This window comes from Streptococcus sp. 2022WUSS037 (assembly GCF_044427225.1).
Classification (GTDB): Bacteria; Bacillota; Bacilli; order Lactobacillales; family Streptococcaceae; genus Streptococcus.
On the sequence record NZ_JAOTGJ010000015.1, the window covers coordinates 1 to 23,601 of the forward strand.

Annotated in this window: 20 protein-coding genes; 2 read left to right on the top strand and 18 right to left on the bottom strand. The window is 41.1% G+C overall.

Going from position 1 to position 23,601, the window contains the following annotated elements; all coding sequences use genetic code 11:
* The 10 genes from ODU55_RS06655 to ODU55_RS06700 form a co-directional block, all read right to left on the bottom strand.
* Nucleotides 1–80: IS630 transposase-related protein (locus ODU55_RS06655; RefSeq protein WP_226314317.1), on the bottom strand; the 80-nt coding region annotated here is incomplete at its 3' end.
* A 190-nt stretch (nt 81–270) separates the two neighbouring features.
* The gene (gene deoD / locus ODU55_RS06660; protein ID WP_014638302.1) at nt 271–984 is read right to left on the bottom strand and encodes a purine-nucleoside phosphorylase; all 714 of its coding nucleotides are present in this window, start codon (nt 982–984) and stop codon (nt 271–273) included.
* Between the two features lie 32 nt (nt 985–1,016).
* Nucleotides 1,017–1,826: a purine-nucleoside phosphorylase gene (locus ODU55_RS06665; protein WP_099777167.1), complete on the bottom strand. Its 810-nt coding sequence runs from the start codon at nt 1,824–1,826 to the stop codon at nt 1,017–1,019.
* An 11-nt stretch (nt 1,827–1,837) separates the two neighbouring features.
* Nucleotides 1,838–2,194, bottom strand: coding sequence for an arsenate reductase family protein (locus ODU55_RS06670; RefSeq protein ID WP_398582335.1), 357 nt, complete (start codon nt 2,192–2,194; stop codon nt 1,838–1,840).
* On the bottom strand, nt 2,194–3,405 hold the full coding sequence (locus tag ODU55_RS06675) for a phosphopentomutase (RefSeq protein WP_398582336.1): 1,212 nt from the start codon (nt 3,403–3,405) through the stop codon (nt 2,194–2,196). The genes ODU55_RS06670 and ODU55_RS06675 overlap by 1 nt, the downstream gene beginning before the upstream one ends.
* 327 nt (nt 3,406–3,732) lie before the next feature.
* Nucleotides 3,733–4,407 carry a ribose-5-phosphate isomerase RpiA gene (rpiA, locus tag ODU55_RS06680; RefSeq protein WP_398582337.1) on the bottom strand — a complete coding sequence of 225 codons (675 nt, stop codon included), beginning with the start codon at nt 4,405–4,407 and terminating at the stop codon, nt 3,733–3,735.
* 123 nt (nt 4,408–4,530) lie between these two features.
* Nucleotides 4,531–4,824 (bottom strand): hypothetical protein, encoded by a 294-nt coding sequence (locus tag ODU55_RS06685; RefSeq protein WP_029186752.1) that lies wholly within the window; start codon nt 4,822–4,824, stop codon nt 4,531–4,533.
* Nucleotides 4,805–6,847 (bottom strand): hypothetical protein, encoded by a 2,043-nt coding sequence (locus ODU55_RS06690; RefSeq protein WP_398582338.1) that lies wholly within the window; start codon nt 6,845–6,847, stop codon nt 4,805–4,807. The genes ODU55_RS06685 and ODU55_RS06690 overlap by 20 nt, the downstream gene beginning before the upstream one ends.
* Before the next feature lie 14 nt (nt 6,848–6,861).
* Nucleotides 6,862–9,498 carry a DEAD/DEAH box helicase family protein gene (locus ODU55_RS06695; protein ID WP_398582339.1) on the bottom strand — a complete coding sequence of 879 codons (2,637 nt, stop codon included), beginning with the start codon at nt 9,496–9,498 and terminating at the stop codon, nt 6,862–6,864.
* Nucleotides 9,499–9,501: 3 nt separating this feature from the next.
* Nucleotides 9,502–11,436 (bottom strand): DNA methyltransferase, encoded by a 1,935-nt coding sequence (locus tag ODU55_RS06700; RefSeq protein ID WP_398582340.1) that lies wholly within the window; start codon nt 11,434–11,436, stop codon nt 9,502–9,504.
* Between the two features lie 339 nt (nt 11,437–11,775).
* On the opposite strand from ODU55_RS06700, the gene mnmE reads away from it, so the two are divergent.
* Nucleotides 11,776–13,149 (top strand): tRNA uridine-5-carboxymethylaminomethyl(34) synthesis GTPase MnmE, encoded by a 1,374-nt coding sequence (gene mnmE, locus ODU55_RS06705; protein ID WP_024410302.1) that lies wholly within the window; start codon nt 11,776–11,778, stop codon nt 13,147–13,149.
* Between the two features lie 206 nt (nt 13,150–13,355).
* Entirely contained in the window at nt 13,356–14,432 is a 1,077-nt protein-coding gene (locus ODU55_RS06710) for a hypothetical protein (protein WP_398582341.1), read from the top strand.
* A gap of 501 nt (nt 14,433–14,933) precedes the next feature.
* Here the strand turns inward: ODU55_RS06710 and ODU55_RS06715 are convergent.
* The 8 genes from ODU55_RS06715 to ODU55_RS06750 form a co-directional block, all read right to left on the bottom strand.
* Nucleotides 14,934–16,403: a flotillin family protein gene (locus ODU55_RS06715; RefSeq protein ID WP_024406895.1), complete on the bottom strand. Its 1,470-nt coding sequence runs from the start codon at nt 16,401–16,403 to the stop codon at nt 14,934–14,936.
* An 11-nt stretch (nt 16,404–16,414) separates the two neighbouring features.
* Nucleotides 16,415–16,996 (bottom strand): LemA family protein, encoded by a 582-nt coding sequence (locus tag ODU55_RS06720; protein WP_398582342.1) that lies wholly within the window; start codon nt 16,994–16,996, stop codon nt 16,415–16,417.
* Between the two features lie 15 nt (nt 16,997–17,011).
* Nucleotides 17,012–17,797 carry a TPM domain-containing protein gene (locus ODU55_RS06725; RefSeq protein ID WP_398582343.1) on the bottom strand — a complete coding sequence of 262 codons (786 nt, stop codon included), beginning with the start codon at nt 17,795–17,797 and terminating at the stop codon, nt 17,012–17,014.
* Between the two features lie 71 nt (nt 17,798–17,868).
* Complete coding sequence (locus ODU55_RS06730) at nt 17,869–18,447, bottom strand: uracil-DNA glycosylase family protein (protein WP_398582344.1); 579 nt, start codon at nt 18,445–18,447, stop codon at nt 17,869–17,871.
* Complete coding sequence (locus tag ODU55_RS06735) at nt 18,434–18,892, bottom strand: GNAT family N-acetyltransferase (RefSeq protein WP_398582345.1); 459 nt, start codon at nt 18,890–18,892, stop codon at nt 18,434–18,436. The genes ODU55_RS06730 and ODU55_RS06735 overlap by 14 nt, the downstream gene beginning before the upstream one ends.
* Before the next feature lie 40 nt (nt 18,893–18,932).
* Nucleotides 18,933–20,333, bottom strand: a complete 1,401-nt coding sequence (gene pepV, locus ODU55_RS06740) for a dipeptidase PepV (RefSeq protein WP_398582346.1) — start codon at nt 20,331–20,333, stop codon at nt 18,933–18,935.
* Nucleotides 20,334–20,646: 313 nt separating this feature from the next.
* Entirely contained in the window at nt 20,647–21,852 is a 1,206-nt protein-coding gene (gene sstT / locus ODU55_RS06745) for a serine/threonine transporter SstT (RefSeq protein WP_398582347.1), read from the bottom strand.
* A gap of 162 nt (nt 21,853–22,014) precedes the next feature.
* On the bottom strand, nt 22,015–23,559 hold the full coding sequence (locus ODU55_RS06750; RefSeq protein ID WP_009910410.1) for an ABC-F family ATP-binding cassette domain-containing protein: 1,545 nt from the start codon (nt 23,557–23,559) through the stop codon (nt 22,015–22,017).
* Between the last annotated feature and the right edge of the window lie 42 nt (nt 23,560–23,601).

Here is a 23,601-nt window from a genome sequence, read left to right on the forward strand (position 1 = left end):
ATAACAGATGCTTCAGTAATACTGCCCGTTTTCTCACAGTATGCGAGAACTTTTTTACGAAAATCTAATGAATATGCCATAAATACATTATACCACAAATGTACTGTTTTTGTTTCATTTTACTATATTAATGTAATTATCAAGAAACGTTTCGTTACGAATTTGTAAACGTTTTCTTAATTATACCTTATTTACAAAAAAAAGACAAGCTAAGTTCCGTACAAATAGAACTTAGTTCGTCTTTCAAACGATTTCAGAATCTAAAATTACTTATTCAGCAATGAGGGTTTCCAAACCAACTTTCATCATATCCGTGAAAGTATTTTGACGCTCTTCTGCTGTGGTGTCTTCCTCTGGATTAACCAAGCTATCTGAAATCGTCATAATGGCAAGCGTTTGAACGCCAAACTTAGCACCTAGGTAATAAAGTGCAGCTGCTTCCATTTCTACAGCCTTGACACCTAGTTGACCTAATTCTAAGTTGCGACTAAACAATTTTGGAGAATAGAAACTATCTGATGATAAAACATTGCCAACATGCGTTGTCATGTTGAGTTCTTTGGCGATATGATAAGCCTTATCTAAAAGATCAAAATCAGCAATTTGTGGCAAATCGTACTCTGGCCAGTCAATATTGATCATACGAGAGTTGGTTGCAGCTGCCTGAGCCAAGACCAATTCACGGACATGGACATCCTCGTTCAAAGAACCTGCTGTTCCCACACGAATTAGTTTTTTCACACCATATTCGTTAATCAATTCATGGGCATAGATAGAGATGGATGGCATTCCCATACCTGTTCCCATGACAGAGACACGATGACCCTTGTAGGTACCTGTGTAGCCGAACATATTGCGAACTTCGTTGAAGCAAACAGCATCTTCAAGGAAGTTTTCAGCGATAAATTTAGCACGAAGTGGATCACCCGGAAGCAAAATCTTATCAGCGATTTCGCCTGGTTTTGCAGAAATATGAATAGACATGTAATATACCTCTTTGTTCTATTTTCAATTGCTTACAATTCAGCCAAGATAGCTTTGACCAAGCCCTTGAAGTTGCCCTTGATTTGCTCGGTTACTTCTACGACTTCTTCGTGGTTGAGTTCAGATTGGAAACCAGCCGCAAAGTTTGTGATAGCAGAAATACCCAAGACTTTCATACCTGAGTGAGCTGCCACGATAACTTCTGGCACAGTTGACATACCGACTGCATGGGCACCCATGGTCTTGAAGGCCAAGATTTCTGCAGGTGTTTCATAGGTAGGACCTGTCACACCGAGATAGACACCATCGTCCAACTTGATACCCAATTTTTCCGCAATGGCATGGGCTTTTTCACGGTATTCTTTAGTGTAAGCATTTGACATATCTGGGAAACGTGGACCAAATTCTTCCAAGTTTTCGCCAATCAATGGATTTTGGCCAGTCATGTTGATGTGGTCTGTAATGGCCATAAGGGTACCTGGACCGTAGCCGATACCACCTGCGGCATTTGTTACAATCACGCCTTCACAACCAAGAGCTTTCATAACACGGACTGGGAAGGTCACGACTTCCATTGGATTACCTTCATAGAAATGGAAACGACCTTGTAAAGCCAAAACCTTGCGACCTGCCAAATCACCGTAAACCAACTTACCAGCGTGACCTACAACTGTTGACTTGCCCCAGTTTGGAATGTCTGCATAATCGATTACGATAGCATTTTCTACTTCTTCCGCTAATTCGCCCAAACCTGAGCCCAAAATCAAACCAAATTCAGGCTTGACCAAGCCTTTTTCTTCTAAGAAAGCTTTTGTTTCATTGATTTTTGCAAGTAAACTCATATTTTCTCCTTTTACAAATAAGCTGACCAGTCATATTCTGGCATTTTTTCCTTGATGATGTCGAGGGGACGACAGAGAAAGGCTGTCTGTCCTCGCTCGATAATGGGACGGTTGAGAAGAGCAGAATCTTCCACTAAACGCTGAAAAAGTTCTTCTTCTGACAAACCTGCTCGCTCTTCTTCTGTCAACCGAATAACTGCTGAAGGCTGACTGCCCATTTTTTCCAAGAGTGCTGCCAATTCCTCTGCTGTCAGTGGATTTTCTAGATAATTAACCCACTTGACTTCCATATCCTGACTGGACAGCAATATTCTTAATTTTTTACACTTACTACAGTCAGGATTGTAATAGACCGTTAGCTTCTCCATTAAACCAATTGTGATAAGAAGCTCTCGCCAATCATGGCTTTTTCAACACCGAAGTTTTCCGCAACGGTTGCTGAAATGTCCGCAAAATGACCTACTGGCAAGACACCACTACCTTTGAAAGCCTTGCTGTATGCCAAGAGTGGCACATATTCGCGTGTGTGGTCTGTTCCAGCATAGGATGGATCATTGCCGTGGTCTGCAGTAATCAAGAGCAGGTCATCTTCACGCATATTGTCAATAATCTCTGGAATACGTGCATCAAACTCTTGCAAACAATCGCGGTAGCCTTCGATATTGCGACGGTGACCATACACAGCATCAAAGTCAACTAAGTTTGTGAAGGAGAAACCTTCCTCGAAGTCTGATAACTTCAGAGTATCAATCAACACATCGACACCGTGCATGTTGGACTTGGTGTGACCCATATCATTTGTAATACCTGAACCATTGAAAATATCACTGATTTTACCAACTGAGTAAGTTGGTACACCCGCATCTGCCAGTTTGTTGAGTACTGTTGCTTCAAATGGCGACACCGCATAGTCATGACGGTTGGCAGTCCGTGAGAAATTACCTGGCTCACCAACGTATGGACGGGCGATGATACGACCGAGCAATGCTGGACGTTCAAGGGTGATGGAACGAGCGTACTCACAGATACGATACAATTCATCCAGTGGAATAATGTCTTCGTGGGCTGCAATCTGAAGCACAGGGTCTGCGGAAGTATAGACGATTAACTCCCCTGTTTCCATTTGGCGAGGACCAAAGTCATCAATAACAGCTGTGCCAGAATAAGGCTTGTTCGCCTCGCGGATGATTTTACGGCCTGAGAATTCTTCGATTTTTGTTAAAATCTCCTCTGGGAAACCGTCCCAGAAAGTATCGAATGGCTCAGTGATGTTGAGCCCCATGATTTCCCAGTGACCTGTCATGGTGTCTTTTCCGAGTGATACTTCTTCCAATTTGGTCACGTATCCAGTTGGATTTTCTTCAGCAGCAACAGTCGCAAGGGCTGTGTCACGAGGGATATTGCCAAGACCGATTTTGGCCATGTTTGGCACAGCCAAACCAGCTTTTTCAGAGATGTGGCCGAGAGTATCAGATTCTGTATCTGCTACACCCGCATTGAAAAATTTATCTGAGTCTGGTGCTGCGCCGATTCCGACAGAGTCCATAACTACCAAGTGAACACGTTTAAATTTAGGCATAATTGTCTCCTTTATTTGAATAGTTAGATTCAACCAAAATCAACGTCCAACCAAGTTGCTAGACTGGAAATTATCGTTACCACATCTAAACATTTTAATGGGGTGCAATACTTATACAGTCACAGCTCTCGGTATCAAACTTCCTAACCATCAAAACTAGATACTGTTACTCGCTTCACTGCCTGCTGTTCAGCTATCGCTTTTTCAGTACCTATCGTCTGACTGCTACGAGGTAAGGGGATAGATTTTTGAAGAGTCTAAACGTTCGTGTTTTCATTATACCATAAAAAAGCCTCTCATTGTACCAAAATGAGAAGCGTTTTCAATTTATTTCTTTTCGATGATGTTCGGTCCTTCTGGTGTACCGACAATTACCTTGGAAATCAATCCAATAAAGAGACCGTGTTCTACAACACCGACGGTCCGATCCAATTCTTCCGCCAATGCATATGTGTCGTCTATTCTGCGCAAATCAAGGTCAATGATAAAGTTCTGCATATCCGTGATAAGTTTTTCTCCATTACGCATACGGAAACTTGGACGATACCCTTTTTTCTCAAATAATCGGAAAAGATTTTCCGCACCGTACTGCACGACTTCCACTGGCAACTTAAAGGCACCTAGGGTATCTACCACCTTAGACTCATCGACAATCCAGATGCAGTCCTTACTATTGACTGCGACCACTTTCTCCATGAGAAGCGCTGCACCACCGCCTTTAATCCCATTGAAGTCTCCATCAACCTCATCTGCTCCATCCACCGTCAAGTCCACATATTCGACTTCGTCGATATTTTTTAGGGGAATCCCAAGGGACGCAGCATGTTCTGCCGTAGCATGAGAGGTCGTTACGCCTGTGATCTGTAGCCCTTCTTCTGCAACCCGGCGGCCAATCTCCTGCACGAAATAGTATGCCGTCGAACCAGTTCCCAGCCCAACAATCATCCCGTCAGCCACAAATTCCGCCGCCTTAATCCCAACCTGCTCTTTTAGGTTTGTCATCTTTCTCTCCTTTGAAGTCATTCATGAAATAATTATACCACAGCTAAGACAGCTGTTCAAAATAACAACTCCAACTTCAGACGGCAAAGACTACAATATGTGGCATAGTGACTAATGCTGAAATTATTTTTCAATCATAAGACTTGGGAAAGAGGAGTCAATATCATGTTTTATCTGGTCAAGATTATCAACAAACTCTTTTACTTTTTGAATAATTTGAATGACAATTTCTTTTTCTACTGGATTTTTGATATTCTCAATTTCAGTATCTTCTGGAATTTGAAGAGTGGTAATATCTTCTATCTGATAAATGGCATTAAACAAATCCAATAGGTCATTCTTAGAAAGAGCTTCAGGTCTGACCTTCCTCTCGTTAATTATAAAATAACATCCCGAATCATTCGTTAAGATTTGCATATATTTCTCCTTTCTTAGTATAAGAATCCATTCCGGATTCCATTGCTTCAATAAATTTTTCGTAACTTTTTTCCTCAGTACCATTTATTGAATCTTTGATTTTACTGGAACTAAACTCCCCTGACATGATAGAGTAATTTCCGCTATTATCTTTTGAAGTGATTATCAAATAATCTGGTTCTAATAATGTACCCAACGTAGAATTATGTGTAATAACAACAACCATACTATTTCTTGCAAGTTGCTTCAATTCTTTATTCAACTCGTTTTTTATATAAGCATTATCTAATGATGATTCTGGCTCATCAATTAGAATAATTGGTTTATTTTTAGCTTCATTTAATCTTAACATCAGAGCAAAGCCTACAGCTTGACCACCTGAAGCCGGTACTCCTTCGGAGTCAAGAAGTTTAACTTCTTTTTGAAGTAAATATTCAGCAAAGTTAGCTTCATTATAGAATTTTTTCTGTTTCAACCTTTTTAAAAACGTTATAAAATCCTTTTCTCTATAGACTTTTATTAAATCATTATTTACAGCCTCTTGCGTTCCAATTTCTTTCTGAAACTGACTAGCATTCTTGTATGGAATAAGATTTACACATATTTGATAACCATGCAGACGCTCATTTTTAAGCGGAGTCTCAACTATGATTTGATTTAAAAAGCTATCAATTTTTTTCTCTAGTTGCAGCTTATGGATAATATTATTAATACTGCATTCCTGAACATTCGAAATTCCAGTTCTAGCTGTAACTGTAGATTTTACATCCTTCATTATCTCATTTATTTTTTGCTTAAGTTCATTATCCTTTCTATATTTTAGGTAAATATCCCTAAGTTCTGAATAAACTTCAATAAAGTCACTTTTCTTCTGAGAGTTTTTGTTTAGGAGGTTCCAGATTTCTTCATTCTCAATTACCTCTTTAATATTTGTAAGCGCACTTCTTATGTAATTAATATTAGACAGTTCAAATTCTGTTTCTTGAAATAACAAATATTTTTGGCTAGATTTACTTCTTGCCATTTCAGTAGCAAATCTTTTAACATCTACCAAAAAATTTTCAATATCATCAGTTTCCGTATAGGTATCTTGCAAATATGATTTAATTTTCGAGAATTCATTTGTATATTTTTCCTGCCATTTTGAAAATTCAATCGAACCTTGGTCTTTTCTTTGCTTCTCAATATACTCATCAGCTTTAGCGGTTTCAAATTGCTTTATTTCGTAGTATTCATCATCACTAAATTCCTTTATTTTATTGAGAAAATAAGTCTTTCCAGTTCCTCGTTTTCCAACTACCAAATTAAGTCCAGATGATATATTTACACCATCAATGTCGACAACATCTTTTAAATTTTCTTTATTTATGCTAACTTTACTCTTATCTCTCAAACATTTTTTTATATCTTCAAATTCGCAAGAATCAATCTGTAAATAAGTTTGCTTATTTTGTAATTTAGCTATATCATTTCGATTATCTGAATCTTGATTTGTTGCATGTGCATCACTGAATAAACAGGGCACTAAACTCTCTGGGTTATTTTTTGCAATATTAAATCTTAATTGATTAGGAACACCGCCAACACACACCAAGTTGCTAAAAATATTGGGAATTTCTTTTACTCCCTTACTTTTTCCGAGTTCAAAAATATAAATCCCTTGATCCCAACAAGGCAATTGTTCGCGTAACTGTTCGCTTGTTATACTATCTGATTGGGTTTGATGAATGTTAGATAACCACTCAGAAAATTGTGATAATACATCAATGCAATCACAAGGAAAAACTATGTTAACATGTCCTATATCCAAAGCAAGTTCAATTCCTGGATAAACTTTTACATTAGGTAGATATTCTGAAATTTCCTCAAAATTGTTTTTATCGAATAAGTCATGATTCGTTATAGCAATAGCATCCAATTTTGTCTTATCTACATATGCTTTAAGCCACTCAATCGAAAAGTTAAAGTACGAATCTTTTATACTTGGAACTGTATGAATATGAAAATCAATCCTTTTTACCATAATATCCTCCTACATTACAATTTACGTAACTCCTCCCTAACCTCATCCTTGCTTACCACCTCATTAAAGAACGGCAATCCGACAATACGATAGCGATCATCATCAACCAGTGTTCTCACCTCGTCTCGCTCGGAAATCTGACGCAAGAACTCTTGTTTCCAGCTTTCCTTGCTATTCTTGAAGGTGTTATCAGCATCCAAGAACTGACTTCCTTTCGGTTCAATGAAAATCTGCCAAGAAACATTTCCTGTATTTTTGTCGTTAGCAAACATGAGAAAGTCTGGTTCAAAGGCTTGCCCCTTGTCAAAACTATAAATCTTTACAGCTTTTTCATTTCGAAGCAGGTAAATATCCGTCCATTTTTCTTCAAGTTCAACCATTAAATCTTTAATCAGGCGAACGAGAAGTTTTTCCTCACTTGTGCCGAAGTTGTCATCGTAAGCGTACCAGTTTAGATTGTCTAAGTCTTCAAAATATTGCGTCTCAGCTGGATTTTTCTGTGATAAACCAAACTCTGCCTGACTTTGATGATTGATGGTATATTTTCGCAAGATATTATCTTCAAACAAGTCCTTTATTTTGTATTGTTCGAATTTTTCTGAACCGAAGAAGCGCTCCTCGGTCGCAATCAAATCTTTTTCAATATGGTGGAGAAGTTTTTCCGTGATATAAAGTTTATCATCTGGCGTCAAATCAGACATCATTTGATATTGAGATTCAACTCGAATATCAATATCTGCGAGCATACCAATAAAGGCAGATACACTTCCAAGTGCTACAAAGGCATTTTTGAGATTTTCAAATGTAAATTTTTTGTTCCGATTGATAGCTGTTCGAACAATATTTTTACCGATAACTTTGCCAAATTTGAAAGTAAGTACTTCTAAAGATTCTGAAATGTACATCGATTCATCAAACGCTTCAATATCTCGCACACCATGTGTTGGGAGTTTGACCTCGAACGATTTGGGAATAAAATTGGTATCAAATAGACTTCCTTGACGCTGTTCAAGAAGTTGTTCGTACGAGAGACGCCTATTCATCCAAACAACACCATCAGTATAAGTCCGCGTCTTCTTGAAAGATTCCTTGAGTTTAAGTTCTCGTTCCTCAAGATTTTGGTCATCGAAAATCCCAGATTCACGCAAAACCTGCTTTAGTTCTGAAATATAACGAGGGTTATTCGCAGAGTGATAATGCAGTTGCTCAATGACACGAAGCTCTTTATTTTCATTATCATCAAACTTCCGAATATACTTCTCTTCCAGATTATCACCAATCACAAATGGAAAATAACGAGCACCGCGACCAATCAGCTGTTTCTCTGTGTTGGTCGTTTTTCCAGGAACAAATCCGTTTTTCGTTGTTTTTCCATCACGGGTATCGTAGAGGCGTACAATATCGAAAAGATTAAGAACGTCCCAGCCTTCATTTAGCATATCGACGGCAAAAATCGCTCGGATTTCATTACTTAGCTGTTCCAAGGTGTTGAGGAGGTTTAGGCTATCCTTGTTCTTATTTTTACCGTCAACTAAGAGTAAGCGCTCTTTGCGAAAATCTTCTTGAAGCTCTGCTATCAAATCCGAATCTGAAATGCCAACTGTCTCGAAATAAGAAAACGCCTTTTTCAGGATACTGAACTTTTCATCCATTTCAATGACCAGCTCTCGCTGTGCTTGAATATCTTCTGGAGAAAGGTTGTCTAGCAACCCCAAAAACGCATCCAAATTTTCTTGACTTTCTGCAATTTTCTGCGACTTAAACATGACCAAGGGTTTTAAGATAATTCCGTTTTTCAAAGCGATTTTCTTGCGGTACTGACTGATGATGATTGCCTGAAGCATGCGATGATTGACATCACCATCCACCAAGTGAAAGAGTACATCTTTGGAATATTTATCTAAGCGAAACTCTTTCAAATCATACTTAAAAAGTAAGGACTTTTCGTACTTTTGTGCTAAGGTTGGATTGGTCAGGTCAATTGTTGCAGTAAACTCAAAGATACTGGACTTTTTAGCGGTCTTTTGAATCATTTCAATCGTACTAGTCCAACTGGTATTGTCATCTTTCTCCGACTTACTCAAACCAGCATTCAAGTGGTGAGCTTCATCTGCCAGCATGACTACCGAAATGTCCTTAAACTGCTCATAAGAGAGACGATTTTCTCTTGGTGTATTCAAGTCTTGGTGGAGTTTTTGAATTGTCGTAAAAACAATATTGATACTATCATCACGACTATCTGAAAAGTCTGTCACTTCACGAACGGTCACAATTTGTCCGTCCATGACAATCTTTTCCGCAAAAAGATACTTACCAGAAGCACTTTCTAAGAAGTTATCCTTTGTTTTCGTCAGGATATTATCGTTGTTCACAAAGAAAATAAAATTCCGCTCACCTTGCTGGTACTTCTCCAAGATAATCGTCGCCATCAAGAGCGTTTTACCAGAACCAGTTGCCATATTGTAAAGAACTTGCTCTGGAATGAGACGATTTTTGTCTGTTTTGTAGTGAAGATAACGTCCGATAGCCTCCTGCTGATAAGGTCGTAAGGGGTGCTTCAAATTTTTCGTGAGGTAATCTGGCAAATCTGTCCGAAAATCCTTAAAGCCAGACCGACTGACTGTATCATAGGTTTCGTAAATGAATGTCATGGCTTACTTTTCCTTTCCGTAGAAAGCGTGATTGAGCTTCTTATCCTCAGCAGAAATCTGATAATCACTATCATCAATATCAGAATAATTCACATAGAGGTTATTGTTATCAATGATTTCAGACAAGATTTGCTTTTGTTCTGCCAAAGAAAGATGACTAAACTCATTCTTTTTCAATTTTTTAGGGTCAATGCGGTAGGACAAGAAGGAAGATTTTTTCGCAAGCTCAAACAGTTCTAATAATTCTTCCGTTGTTGCCGCCTCAAAAATCGCATTTTTGAAATCTTGAGCATCGTTTTTCAATTCAGCGTAGACAAAGCTACCACCGCCAGACCAGTTGACATCTTTTGAGATACCACCTTGTTCACCAGCGATAACCTTCTTCAGTCGCTCCACCGAAACCGTCTCAATATAATCCATCTGCTCGATCCCGATATATTGACGTTTCATCTTATGAGCGACGGCTGCTGTTGTTCCTGAACCAAGGTGGTAGTCAAGGACAATATCTCCATCCTCCGTAAACATTTCAATATAGTATTTAATATATTCTTCTGGTTTTTTTCCATTTCTAAAAGATACATCGCCCTCAGAGTTCACTAAGTTATATTGCTGAACAAAATCCACAAAGTTAGGATAAGGCTTTAATGTATATTCGCTTCCAAGTGGTTTTCCAGGATAGTAAAAGCCATTTTTATTCCCATTTTTTGGAAGTTCAAAAATTCTAAAATCTCGTCCATCATCCCCCATATCTGGGACAGTAAAAATGGTTCCTTCAGGATACTTAGCAATTAATTTTTCTAGATGAGCAACATAGAATCGCCCACTAGAATTTTTTTCTCGAATACTACCTCGAATTGACATTGATTTCAAACCACCAATATGACCTTGACCTCTAACAATAGTAACGTCATCAGGTAAGTAAACATTTATAGTTTTGTCTCCAACTTGAAAACTGTCATGAGGAATTTCAGGAAAATCAAAGTCATATTGATAATCGTCGATTGTTTTAACTACTTTTTGTTTTGGTAACTTGAAATTTTCAGATTTACTATATATCAACGCATATTCCAAAACGTCATTAAATTCTTTGTCACTTGTTAAGCTTCTTTGCGGATGGCGTACGAGAACATTAACATCCATTTTATGATTTTCTTCAGCAAAAAGCTCATCCATCATTACTCGGAGATATGGAAATTCATGGAAGCTAATTTGGACAATCAGTATTCCATCATTTTCTAGTAAATCCTTGGCAATAGATAGACGGTTTTTCATAAAAGTTAGCCACGTACTTCTGTTAAAACTATCATTATATCCAAAAGAGTCGCTACCTGTATTATAGGGCGGGTCAATATAAATGAGTTTGACCTTCCCTGCAAAGCGTTTCTTGAGGCTATGAAGGGCAATGAGGTTATTACCTTTGATGATGAGGTTATCGGTATCACTGAGTTCTTCTACTTCATGCTCTCCAGTTTCATCATAGCGCCTGAAGTTGGTCAAGACCTTATCATCCAAAAGACGATTGATTTCAGTCGGTGTGAGTGTCTCGTTAAAGAAAATCTCCTGACGTTTGGCATCATCCTTAGTCTGTCCACCCTCTAGCACACAATCTTTGTATGGAAAATTCAGGACAACTTCCTGATTTTCTGATAAATACTTGTCACCAGTCGCCAAACCAATTTTAGTCTTGTAGGCGGTAAAACTGTCGGGGAGAAACTCCTTATTGTTCAAAAACTGTAAAAAGACGTCTTTCTTGAAAATAAGAACACCAGTATCTAGAGTAGAAAAGAAATGCTTAGAAATTTTACCATTACTCATCAATATATTAAGGAGTTCAGGATTGTATTGTCTCGCCAGCTCGGCCAGTTTATTTTTATTGAGCACACCTTCCACCATAAAAGTTTCATTTTGTGCCAAAAGTTGCTCCAGTTCTTGCTTCATTATTAGATCTACCTTTCAGCTGAAAATTCCTAAAGGGCTGATAGGATTCATTTATTATATTCATAATAAATGAAGGGTATACCCTTCATTTATTATATTCATAATAAATGAAGGGTATACCCTTCGGTTTTCTTAAATTTTTATGTTTCTATTATAACATAGTCAACCTAAATTAATAGCAACACTTTTTGTATTTCTATCAAATTATCTTCTCAAATTAATTACTATATTTATTGCCCTCTCAATACATTTCTGCACTCCCCATCCCTCATCTGTGCTTTTTTTATCATTCCATGATACACTTATAAGTAAGATTTTTTAGTTAGAAAGCACATTATTATGATCACCAAAGAATTCGATACAATAACTGCCATTTCCACTCCTCTCGGTGAGGGGGCCATTGGGATTGTCCGCCTGTCTGGGACGGATGCTTTTGCCATTGCTAGCAAGGTTTTCAAGGGCAAGGATTTAGCGACTGTTCCCAGCCACAGCCTCAACTACGGCCACATTATTGACCCTGCGACAGGGCAAGTGCTGGACGAGGTCATGATTGGAGCTATGCGTTCTCCAAAGACCTTCACGCGCGAAGATGTCATCGAGATTAACACCCACGGAGGCATCGCCGTTACCAACGAAATTCTCCAGCTCCTGATTCGCCAGGGTGCTCGAATGGCTGAGCCAGGCGAGTTTACCAAGCGTGCCTTTCTCAACGGCCGTGTGGATTTGACCCAGGCAGAGGCCGTCATGGATGTTATCCGTGCCAAGACCGACAAGGCCATGCACAATGCCGTCCGCCAGCTTGACGGCTCCCTTTCCCAGCTCATCAACGACACCCGTCAGGAGATTCTCAACACACTGGCACAGGTCGAGGTCAACATCGACTACCCTGAGTACGACGACGTCGAGGAAGCGACGACAGAGCTGGTCCGTGAAAAGACCCTCCAGTTCCAAGCCCTTTTGGAAAATCTCCTCCGCACTGCCCGCCGTGGAAAAATCCTGCGTGAAGGCATCGCAACCGCCATTATCGGTCGTCCAAATGTGGGAAAATCCAGCCTGCTCAATAACCTCCTCCGCGAGGAAAAAGCCATCGTTACAGACATCGCAGGAACAACCCGCGACGTTATCGAAGAATACGTCAACATCAAAGGTGTCCCCCTCAAGCTGATTGATACAGCAGGTATTCGTGAAACAGATGACATCGTTGAAAAAATCGGTGTGGAACGGTCTAAAAAAGCACTTGAGGAGGCCGACCTGATCCTGCTAGTCCTCAACGCATCCGAGCCCCTGACCGAGCAAGACCGCAATCTCCTAGCTATTTCCGATATGGCCAACCGTATCGTCCTGCTCAACAAGACCGACCTGGAAGAACAGATTGAAGCAGACCAACTGCCTGAGGATGTCATTCGCATTTCCGTCTTGAAAAACCAGAACATCGACCAAATCGAAGAAAAAATCAACCAGCTCTTCTTTGAAAATGCAGGTTTGGTAGAGCAAGATGCCACCTACCTCTCCAATTCTCGTCATATTTCCCTGATTGAGCAAGCCGTCCAAAGCCTACAAGCTGTCAATGACGGTCTGGAAATGGGCATGCCAGTAGACTTGCTACAGGTTGACCTGACACGCTGTTGGCAGATTTTAGGAGAAATCACAGGTGATGCTGCTCCAGATGAACTCATTACCCAACTCTTTAGCCAATTCTGTCTTGGAAAATAAGAAGATGCTAAGTAGTAAGTCTTAAAAATAGAAAATAGCTTAGAATTACGTCGTAAGAAACCGTGATTCTAAGCTATTTTTAATGATTCAAATTGTGATTGAAGATGAAAGGTTCAGTTTTTGCACACTTTTTGTATATTAACAGATTAAAACTTGTCCTTCTCTAAAAAATAAACTATACTATGGATAGAAAGGAGGCTTACCCTATGAAAAAAATGATAATCGCTTTACTTGCCGCTTTTTGCCTTATTTTTTCCTTTATCGCTTGGAAATTGGAAACCTATCAGCACGCCAAAGTAGAACTCGATTCAAATGCTGACTTCTATCTCGTTTATCCAGGTAAAATCGAAGCCTTTCAATTATCTAATGACCAGCCCAAGCTCATTCACACTCAAAAAATGAATTCGGACAACTATTTCGGCTCTGGAAAAAACCACATTCTAGACAATCAATCTTTAGTTTTTGCCAATGACCAGCTGAAATTTACCAATGACAATTTGGTTTCTATTGATTTCAAAACAGGAGAAATTCTTCGTAAGCCAAGCAAATACGCTACCTACATCAGCGGAACTGATGGACAACATTTTTATACAGCAGGTCCTTTCCATGCCTTATCGCAGTTTGATAATACGTTCAAATTAAAAAATCAATTAAAACTAGATGATGATTTTTTCCCACTTCCATATGTCTATGCAGATGATACATTCATTTATTTAAAAGGCAATCAAATAACCACTGGTCAATCAGATTCTCAAAAAAATGTTCTCTATATCATCGATAAAACAAGCTTTACAACATCAGATATAGTCGAATATGACAAAAATCTAGTAACTCATGAAGGACTCCTTGCAAAGGATACACTCTATCTTCCAATCACTAGCCACCATGCTTTAGATTACAAGGATATTGAGACTTCCTATGATATTTTGACCTTTAATACAAAGACACGTACATTTTCCTCCATAACCTTATCACAGCCTGCACCAGGAAGCATCCAACCACTCAAGGAAGATAACCTATTATTCATTGAGCACGAAAGCGATTGGCTATCCGCAATCTCTTTCACCATTTATAATACCCAAACAGGTCAAGAGAGCTACCATCGTCTAGACGAGCTTAATCCTCGTCCTTATTATATTGACCATGTCCGCCAACTAGACGGTAACAGATTATTATTGATTCTGGCTGGTAAGGCACTCATCTATGACTGGCAAACAAAAAAAGTTTTAAGTCAAACCATTCTATCTGAGGATTATGTCAGCGGGGTGTGGGTAAATAACTGATAAACAAAAACGAATCTCAATAAAGATTGTAAAAGTCCCAAGATTGCTCTTTCTTGGGACTTTCTCATATTCTATCGAAGTTGCACAGCACAATCAATGTACTTACAAATCCTCAGAACCACTATCTAATCGAAGTAAACGCCATTCCCAAAGCAGAACCAAAATAATATTTCCACCTTTCTTGCTCTAAATAGCGCTTAAACATCTTTAATTTATCCGATTGAATCCTATTCAAAGCTAGTTCTTCCAATACCTATGGATAAGTTTTATAGGAAAGATAGCTAATCTTACTACCTTTTTCACACAACTCCATTGCTTCCAACAACTGGAATTTCAATGCTTTGCTCAACTTTAATTCTGAATCAGATAATAGTTCATTTATTTTTTGTATAAACAACTTACTTTTTTTACTGTTTCTAAACATTTTCATTTTTAAAGACAATCATGCGATGGAAATGATGGTGTAAACCTACTCAGTCACCCATCTCTTCCAACTGCTTATTATTTTTCTTTGTCCTCTTCCGCTTCTTTTGTTTCTTGTGCAGTCAGTAAACCTGTTGACATGGCACGACCAGTTAGGGTTGCACTGATTAAATCACGGACATTGAGGCCTAGACCTTCTGTTGTCTTGTCCATGGTCGTCATCAGGTCTCCCACCATTTTTGAGGCATTCCCTTCGCCGTACATGGTAATCTTATCAACATTTCCAAGTGGCGCTGCAATATTCTTGGCGATTTCTGGAAGAACATTAACCACCATTTCTGTCACGGCTGCATCGTTGAACTTGGCCATGGCATCCGCTTTCTTGCTAAGACCTTCTGCCTCTGCTTCGAGTTTCAAACGGATGGCTTCTGCTTCGGCACGTCCTTTGGCCTCAATACCTGCCGCTTCTTGCTCCGCAGCATACTTAGCAGCTTCTGCACGCGCTTTTTGAGCTTCCGCTTCACGCTGCGTTTCGTAGAGTTCTGCTTCTGCCTTGCGTTGACGTTCAATCAAATCTGCTTCTGCAGCTTGCTGGCGAGCATATTTTTCTGCCTCTGCCTGTTTGCGGATAGTAGCTGAGAGCTCTTGTTCACGGACCTTAACTTCCTCTGCTTTTACTTCTGCTTCTTTTTGTTGCTTGACAATATTGGCTTCAGCAGTTGCACGCTCGATTTCTTTCCGTTGAGCTTGCTCCTCAATGCCATAGGCTGCGTTTGCCTGTGCCAGTTGGACATCTGACTGACGTTTTAGATTAGCTTGCTCAATAGCTAGTTCATTCTGTTTCTTGGCGATTTCTAAGTCTGCAGCAACACGCGCATCATTAGCCGCCTTATCCTCACGGGCACGGACTTCTGCTTGTTCCCGCTCTGCTTTGGCACGAGCATTTGCGGCATCCTTCTGGATGGTCACAATATTGTCAATACCCAGGTTTTTAATGACATCGTTGTCATCTGTGAAGGATTGAACCGTGAAGGCGATGATTTCCAGCCCCATTTTAGCCAAGTCAGGAGCCGCGTTGGATTGGACTTTTTCTGCAAAAGCCTGGCGGTTATTAACCATGTCACGCAGTTCCATCTGACCAATGATTTCACGCAGATTTCCTTCCAAGACATCTTGAATAGAGGCAGAAATATCTGCAGTTTTCCAGTTAAGGAAGTTTTGAGCTGCCGCATTGAGCAATTCATCAGATACCCCAACCTTTACTTTTACGACCGCATCAGCTTTTACGTTGATAAAATCAAGAGTCGGTACAAAATCTGTGGTCTGCACATCTGTTGAAAACTGCTCAATAGAGATATAGGAGCGTTTTTCGATAAAGGGAATCATAAAACCAGAACGCCCAATTAAGGTCCGAGGTTTGCCCAAGCCGGTAATGACAATCGCTTCGTTAGGCTTAGCAGACACATAACCACATACAAACAATAAAACAAATAGTACAACAACAATAATTGGTATCATAATTGCCAATATATCAAATCCAAAGTCCATATTTATCTCCTTTATTCCTTATCACTCAAATCCACACTTGGCACGGTTGTTGCCGCATCTGTGCTGGCTTGGAAAAGCTCGACTTTTTCATAGCCAAACAGGCTGGCATAGATGGAGGTCGGAAATCGCTTGATTTTTTTATTGTAGACTGTTGCCACCGCATTATAATCCTTGCGGGCAACCAGTATCCGATTTTCAGTCCCTTCCAGCTCGGTAATCAGGTCTGATACCTGTTGATTGGCTGTCAGTTGCGGATAATTTTCCGCCACCATCAGTAAGCGAGAAACAGCCGAATCCAACTGACTTTGGGCCTGATTGTAGTCACTAGTTCCCGCTTGACTGGAGCCAATTTTCGCACGCGCATCTGCAATAGCAGTAAATATTTCTTCTTCGTGTTCCATAGCTCCCTTGACCGCCGCAACCACATTTGGAATCAGGTCATATCTGCGTTGGAGCTGGGTATCCACATTGGCCTGGGCATTTTCCACTTCCGCATGGCTATCGACCAGCCCATTGTATTGACCGACTGCCCCTATTCCTAAAAATAGCAGAGCGAGAATCGGGATTAGTATGATTAACCATTTCTTTTTCATATACTTGTTCCTTTCTTACCAACCAGACGAGGCTCCGCCGCCTCCACCACCGCCACCAGACCAGCCACCTCCTCCGAATGATGAAGAAGAGGAAGAATGAGAGGAATGGTTGTCATGATAATGATGGCGGTCATCCACCAGCATCCAAAGAAGATTTCCTGGACCACCTCCACCACGGCTGGATTTATCAATAATCATAAAGATGATTATCACGAGAATGACAATCATTAACCAGACAAAACTATCACTTTCTGCACTGGTTCTTTCTTCCATAGCTGCCAGTTGTTCCTGACCCAGACTTGTCCCGTAGAAACGATCTCCTATGGATTGGACAATATAGGTTACTCCTCCGTCATAGTCTTCTTGGCGGAAAAATTCTCTGGCATTTTCCAGAATGTCCTTGGCTTCCACATCCGTCAACACCGTGGCAGCATTGTCTGATGTTTCTATCCGAAATTCCCTGTCGGCTATGGCAATCACCAAGAGGATACCATTGTCTGTCCCTGCAAAGCCAACCTGCCAGTGACGAAAGGTTTCATTTGCCAGACTTTCAATATCCCTTGAAAGACTTTCAGTCACATAGACCCCGACCTGCAGTTGTTGCTCACTAACTGCCCAAGTCTGATTGAGCTGGTCAATGCTGGCGATGGTTTCACTCGAGAGTAACTGCGTCTCATCCACTACCGTTGTACCTGTGGGTCGGTCTGGAATCTGATTTGCTCTAGCTAGTGTGGGTGCAAATAGCAAGCAAACCGTTAGAATAGCGAAACAGCCAATGACAATTTTTTTCCATTTTCTCATCAGAACACCTCCTTCGATGAACAAAGATAAGAAAAATTTATTAGGTATATATATACAATTATATCATATTATCATTTTCCCAACAATATATTTATGTTGTTTTTCAGTAACGGTAGAGTCTGTTCAACAAACCAAGGATGTTTAGCTTGCCAGATATTGTTCCTTGGCGATGGATGAGGTAGGGGAAAATAGGTGGGTAGGTAATCACCTGCATTCTCCACTCTCTCGGTCACAGTCCTATGGGATTCTCCTAAATAATAGTCCTGGGCATACTTACCAATCAACAAGGTCAGCTCAATCTGGGGTAGTTGCTTCATAATGAGTGGGTGCCATTTGGGCGCAAAATCCTTGCGAGGCGGCAAATCTCCAGACTTCCCCTTTCCTGGATAATAGAAATCCATGGGAAGAATAGCAAAATAGCCAGATTCATAGAAGAATTCCCTATCTACTCCCAACCATTTCCGCAGATTCTCTCCACTAGTATCATCAAAGAGGCGACCTTTTTCTTGTGTTTTTAATCCCGGCGCCTGTCCAATAATGAGGATTTTTGCAGTAGACGGTGCTTGGAAAAGCGGAACTATTCCCTGATTCGTAAAAGCTTGATTGGTTAAATCCTCCATAATCGCCTGACGAATATCAGCAAGTTCCATGATGTCCTACTTTCTTGACCATGGTCACATCTTCTTCTAAGGCACGAAAACCGCATTTTTTATAAAAGAAAAAGGCTGGAAGAGTGCGTTCTGTTTGCAGGAGAATATGAACAATCTTTCTCTCGACCAGCTGCTCCTCAATTCTTTTTAGAAAGTCCTTACCAATTCCTCGTCCTTGGTAGTTGCGAGCAATACAGAGCTCTTCAATACGGTATTCGGTCCCCTCATACCAGTAGCGAATGTGCCCTAGAGAAAGGGCAATGAGGCTACCTTGGTCAAGCAATCCAAAGCAAAGTGCTCTGGGGTGTGACAGCAAATCGCCTAGATAGCGGTCCAGTTGTTCCTCGTCAGACCAATCGTCATTCCATGGCTCCTGACTAAATACAGACAAAAAGAGCTTTTTGACCATTTCTATATCTGCAAGTGTGAGTTCTTTTAGTTCCATATTTCCTCCTAAAAAAGACGGGCAAACCCGTCTTCATGTATTACTTAATTAGTTCATAGATAGCTTCTGCGTAAATGGCAGCGGCACGGTAGAGTTGCTCCACTTCGATAAATTCGTTAGCTTGGTGCATGGTGTTGACATCGCCTGGGAACATGGCTCCGTAGGCAACACCACGTTTGAGCAAGCGTCCGAATGTACCACCACCGATTACTTGTTCGTGACCTTTCAAGCCTGTGTGTTTTTCGTAAACAGACAAGAGGGTCGCAACCATTGGGTCATCGATTGGGCAGTAGTGCGGGGTATGACCATGCTCAGACAAACTGACAGCTTCCACACCCAGTTTTTCCAAATCAGCCTTGATAGCTTCAGGGTTAGTATTTTTTGGATAACGGAAGTTGAGGGCAATAGTGTTGTCAGATGAGTTTTCATCAAACTTAAAGACACCAGCGTTCATAGAAAGGGCACCCATTTGCTCATCGTAAATGGCTACGCCGAGTTTCTTAGCGTCATGGTCTTCTAGAAGGACTTGGCCTGCCAAGTCAAGATAGGCTTTGGCTGCTCCGTCAAAGGCGAATTGGCTGAGGAATTTAGCCAAGTAGGTAGCTCCGTTGACACCTTCTTCTGGGGTTGAACCGTGGGCTGATTTTCCGATGACGGTGACTTGAACTTGACCGTTTTCAAGGTTTTCCGCGTCAGCTTTTAGGCCGTAAGTGGCTGCGAAGTCTGCCAACTTGCTGTCTAGGTCTGCCAGGTCACCAGAAACAATAGCTGTCGCAGACTCAGGCACCATGTTCTCACGCAAACCGCCTGCGAAGGAATGCAGTTTAGCAGCTCCGCTATTTTCCTCCGTAAAATGAAGATAAGCTGTGATATTGCCCTTTTCGCCGTTGATAATCGGGAACTCAGCATCTGGAGAAAATCCGAAATCTGGCAGGGGAAGGCCGACGTGCTCGAAGTAGTAATCCATGTCCGCCCAGCCTGACTCTTCGTCGGTACCGACGATGAAGCGAACTTTTTTAGAGGTCGGAAGGCCCAACTCCTTGATGATTTTCAAGCCATAGTAGCAAGCCATGGTCGGTCCCTTGTCGTCAGAGGATCCGCGGGCAAAGAGCTTGCCGTCGATGATTTGCGGCTCGTATGGGGCGGTGTTCCAACCACTTCCTGCTGGCACCACGTCCAAGTGACCGAAGATACCGAGGACTTCTTCGCCCTCGCCAAATTCAAAGTGACCTGCGTAGTTGTCAACGTTCTTGGTTGGATAGCCATCACGCTGAGCGATTTCCAGGAACTTGTCCAAGGCACGCACTGGACCAGGTCCAAATGGATGCTGGGCATCTGCCTGGCTGTCGTCACGCTCAGAATTGATGCGGAGGAGGTCAAAGAGGTCCGCTAGAAACTCATCTTTGCGTTTGTCAAACTCTGCTCTAAAATTGATTGTCATATGTTCTCCTTTTCAGTATCGTCATTTGGTTTATCTTTTATTACGTCGACGCAAGTGGAAACTTCGTTTCCCTATTTCCAACTTCAAATAATTTCATCATTATTTGAACTCGTTTTGCCGTACTTCAGTTATACCTGTGGCTGTTGACACAAACTTCGTTTGTTTCATCTCCGACCTTCAAAGGTTCCCCGAACCTTTGAAGCTAGTAATAAAAGTAAACCAAAAGACTAGATTAAAGTAAGTCTATTTTATCACAAAATGAAAGAGATTTCAGAAGTAAAGCGAAGAAAAAAGTTGGTCTCCCAACTTCTTTCTATTTTTTCCAAGCAGATCGTTCTGCTACAACTGTAAACAAAACATCGGTTGATGAGTTGAGGGCTGTTTCACAAGAGTCCTGAATCACTCCGACCACAAATCCGACTCCAACTACTTGCATGGCTAACTCATTTGGAATACCAAAAAGACTACATGCTACTGGGATGAGGAGAAGCGAGCCACCTGCTACCCCAGATGCTCCTGCTGCTGATAGTGATGCAACAACGGATAAAAGAAGAGCTGAGCTGAAATCAACACTGATGCCAAGTGTATGAACAGCTGCCATTGTTAAAATATTAATCGTAATAGCCGCGCCAGCCATATTAATTGTGGCACCGAGCGGAATGGATACTGAGTATGAATCTGGATCCACTCCTAAACGTTTGCAGAGCTGCATGTTGACAGGGATATTAGCTGCTGAACTTCTTGTAAAAAATGCCGTAACCCCACTAACTCGAAGACATTCAAATACCAGCGGGTAAGGATTTTTCTTCATTACAAGAAAAGCAATCAAGGGATTGACAACAAGCGCGACAAAAATCATGCTTCCAACCAAGAGTAAGAGCAGTAAACCATAGTCTTTTAAAGCTGTCAGACCATTATTTGCAATGGTATCGAAAACCAAGCCCATAATACCAAATGGTGCCAGACCAATAACCCAGCCTACAACTTTAGAAGTCACTTCCGCAGCAGATTGCAATAAATCTTTGGTTGTCTTGCTTGCATGACGAAAGGCCAAGCCAAACACTGCCGCCCATGTCAAAACACCAATATAATTAGCCGTTGCAAGAGCATTAATCGGATTGTCGACTATTTTCAATAACAAATCTTGGAATACTTCAGCAATCCCTTGTGGAGGAGTAATGTCCGTAGTCGTTGTAGTAGAGAGAACCAGTTTAATAGGGAATAAATAGCTTGCTCCTACAGCAATGAAGGCCGCAGCAAAAGTGCCAAATAGATACAAGCAGATAACTGTCCTCATATTCGATTTTTGACCAGCAGGAGCTTGTGATAGAGCATGCGCAACTAGTGTCAGAACCAAAAGAGGAGCTATAGCTTTCAATGCTCCTACAAATAGACTACCAAAGAGAGCAATGACTGTTATTTTTGGAGCAATTAAGCCTAGTAACACTCCCAAAACAACACCAATTCCAATTTTTCGGATTAAATTCATTTTTTTCCATACAGATATTATTTTATTCACTCATTTACCTCCAAACAAACATTTTTCCATATTAGCAGAAAAACGAGGCTTGGTCAATAGAATAAAAAATGAGTATCAGGTAGTGAAAATTTGAAAAGCATGCAATAACATTTTCGTCTTTGCAAACTGAACCAAAAAGCCACCTTTCGGTAGCTTCTTTCCTTATGTCAATTCATTAAAATCCCATACATCGTCAACCCAGCCCTCGTAGAAATCAGGCTCGTGGCAGACCATGAGAATTGAGCCCTTATAGGCTTGAAGGGCACGTTTGAGTTCATCCTTGGCATCCACATCCAAATGGTTAGTCGGCTCGTCGAGAACTAAGACATTGTTTTCACGGTTCATAAGCAAACAGAAACGAACTTTGGCCTGCTCACCACCTGAAAGAACTTGAATTTGGCTTTCGATATGCTTGGAAGTCAGACCACAACGAGCCAAGGCAGCCCGCACTTCTGCCTGGTTAAGGGCTGGAAAGGCATCCCAAACGGCTTCCAGCGGGGTCTGACGATTGCCACCAGCTACTTCTTGCTCAAAATAGCCTAGTTCCAAATACTCTCCACGCTCCACAGAACCGCCCAGCGGTGGAATAATCCCCAGCAAACTTTTAAGAAGAGTAGATTTACCGATACCGTTGGCACCGACAATGGCAATCTTCTGGTTGCGTTCAAAGGTCAAATTGAGCGGTTTACGTGTCAATACACGGTCATAACCAATTTCCAAATCAGTCGTTTGGAAGATAAAACGACTTGGTGTCCGAGCCATTTTGAAATCAAATGATGGCTTTGGCTTCTCTGCTTGAAGCTCAATAATCTCCATCTTGTCCAATTTCTTCTGACGAGACATGGCCATGTTTCGAGTCGCAACTCGGGCCTTATTACGGTTAACGAAATCCTGCAAGTCTGCAATTTCCTTCTGCTGGCGCTCATAGGCTGCCTCCAACTGAGCCCGCTTCATAGCATGGACTTCTTGGAATTGGTAGTAATCACCTGTGTAGCGAGTCAAGAGCTGATTTTCCACATGGTAGACAATGTTAATCACATCATTCAAGAAAGGAATGTCATGCGAAATCAAGACAAAGGCATTTTCATAGTTCTGCAAGTAGCGTTTGAGCCAGTCAATATGCTCTGCATCCAAGTAGTTGGTCGGCTCATCCAGAAGCAAGATGTCAGGCTTTTCCAAGAGCAATTTTGCCAAAAGAACTTTAGTCCGTTGGCCACCCGATAACTCCGTCACATCCTTGTCCATGCCATAGTCCATGACACCAAGCGCACGCGCTACTTCGTCAATCTTGGCATCAAGCGTATAGAAATCACGGCTTTCCAGACGGTCTTGCAGCTCACCAACCTCTTCCATGAGGGCATCCATATCGGCACCCTCTTCTGCCATAGACATGTAAATGTCATTGATACGAGCTTCTGTCTTGAAAAGTTCATCGAATGCTGTCCGCAAGACATCACGGACTGATTGACCCTTTTCTAGTTTAGCATGCTGATCTAAATAACCTGCCGTTACATAACGTGACCATTCAACCTTACCTTCATCTGGCTGCAATTGACCTGTCACTATGGACATGAAGGTTGATTTCCCTTCACCATTGGCACCGACAAGTCCGATATGTTCCCCTTTCAAGAGACGGAAGGAGACATTCTCAAAAATTGCGCGGTCACCAAACCCATGACTTAAATTCTTTACTTCTAAAATACTCATATTTCCTCACAAAAGAGGCTGGAAATCCTTCCAGTCTCTGTC

Bases quoted from the DNA above. Each gene is read 5' to 3' on its own strand.
- deoD (WP_014638302.1), bottom strand. From the start codon at position 984: ATGTCTATTCATATTTCTGCAAAACCAGGCGAAATCGCTGATAAGATT.
- ODU55_RS06665 (WP_099777167.1), bottom strand. From the start codon at position 1,826: ATGAGTTTACTTGCAAAAATCAATGAAACAAAAGCTTTCTTAGAAGAA.
- ODU55_RS06670 (WP_398582335.1), bottom strand. From the start codon at position 2,194: ATGGAGAAGCTAACGGTCTATTACAATCCTGACTGTAGTAAGTGTAAA.
- ODU55_RS06675 (WP_398582336.1), bottom strand. From the start codon at position 3,405: ATGCCTAAATTTAAACGTGTTCACTTGGTAGTTATGGACTCTGTCGGA.
- rpiA (WP_398582337.1), bottom strand. From the start codon at position 4,407: ATGACAAACCTAAAAGAGCAGGTTGGGATTAAGGCGGCGGAATTTGTG.
- ODU55_RS06685 (WP_029186752.1), bottom strand. From the start codon at position 4,824: ATGCAAATCTTAACGAATGATTCGGGATGTTATTTTATAATTAACGAG.
- ODU55_RS06690 (WP_398582338.1), bottom strand. From the start codon at position 6,847: ATGGTAAAAAGGATTGATTTTCATATTCATACAGTTCCAAGTATAAAA.
- ODU55_RS06695 (WP_398582339.1), bottom strand. From the start codon at position 9,498: ATGACATTCATTTACGAAACCTATGATACAGTCAGTCGGTCTGGCTTT.
- ODU55_RS06700 (WP_398582340.1), bottom strand. From the start codon at position 11,436: ATGAAGCAAGAACTGGAGCAACTTTTGGCACAAAATGAAACTTTTATG.
- mnmE (WP_024410302.1), top strand. From the start codon at position 11,776: ATGATCACCAAAGAATTCGATACAATAACTGCCATTTCCACTCCTCTC.
- ODU55_RS06710 (WP_398582341.1), top strand. From the start codon at position 13,356: ATGAAAAAAATGATAATCGCTTTACTTGCCGCTTTTTGCCTTATTTTT.
- ODU55_RS06715 (WP_024406895.1), bottom strand. From the start codon at position 16,403: ATGGACTTTGGATTTGATATATTGGCAATTATGATACCAATTATTGTT.
- ODU55_RS06720 (WP_398582342.1), bottom strand. From the start codon at position 16,996: ATGAAAAAGAAATGGTTAATCATACTAATCCCGATTCTCGCTCTGCTA.
- ODU55_RS06725 (WP_398582343.1), bottom strand. From the start codon at position 17,797: ATGAGAAAATGGAAAAAAATTGTCATTGGCTGTTTCGCTATTCTAACG.
- ODU55_RS06730 (WP_398582344.1), bottom strand. From the start codon at position 18,447: ATGGAACTTGCTGATATTCGTCAGGCGATTATGGAGGATTTAACCAAT.
- ODU55_RS06735 (WP_398582345.1), bottom strand. From the start codon at position 18,892: ATGGAACTAAAAGAACTCACACTTGCAGATATAGAAATGGTCAAAAAG.
- pepV (WP_398582346.1), bottom strand. From the start codon at position 20,333: ATGACAATCAATTTTAGAGCAGAGTTTGACAAACGCAAAGATGAGTTT.
- ODU55_RS06750 (WP_009910410.1), bottom strand. From the start codon at position 23,559: ATGAGTATTTTAGAAGTAAAGAATTTAAGTCATGGGTTTGGTGACCGC.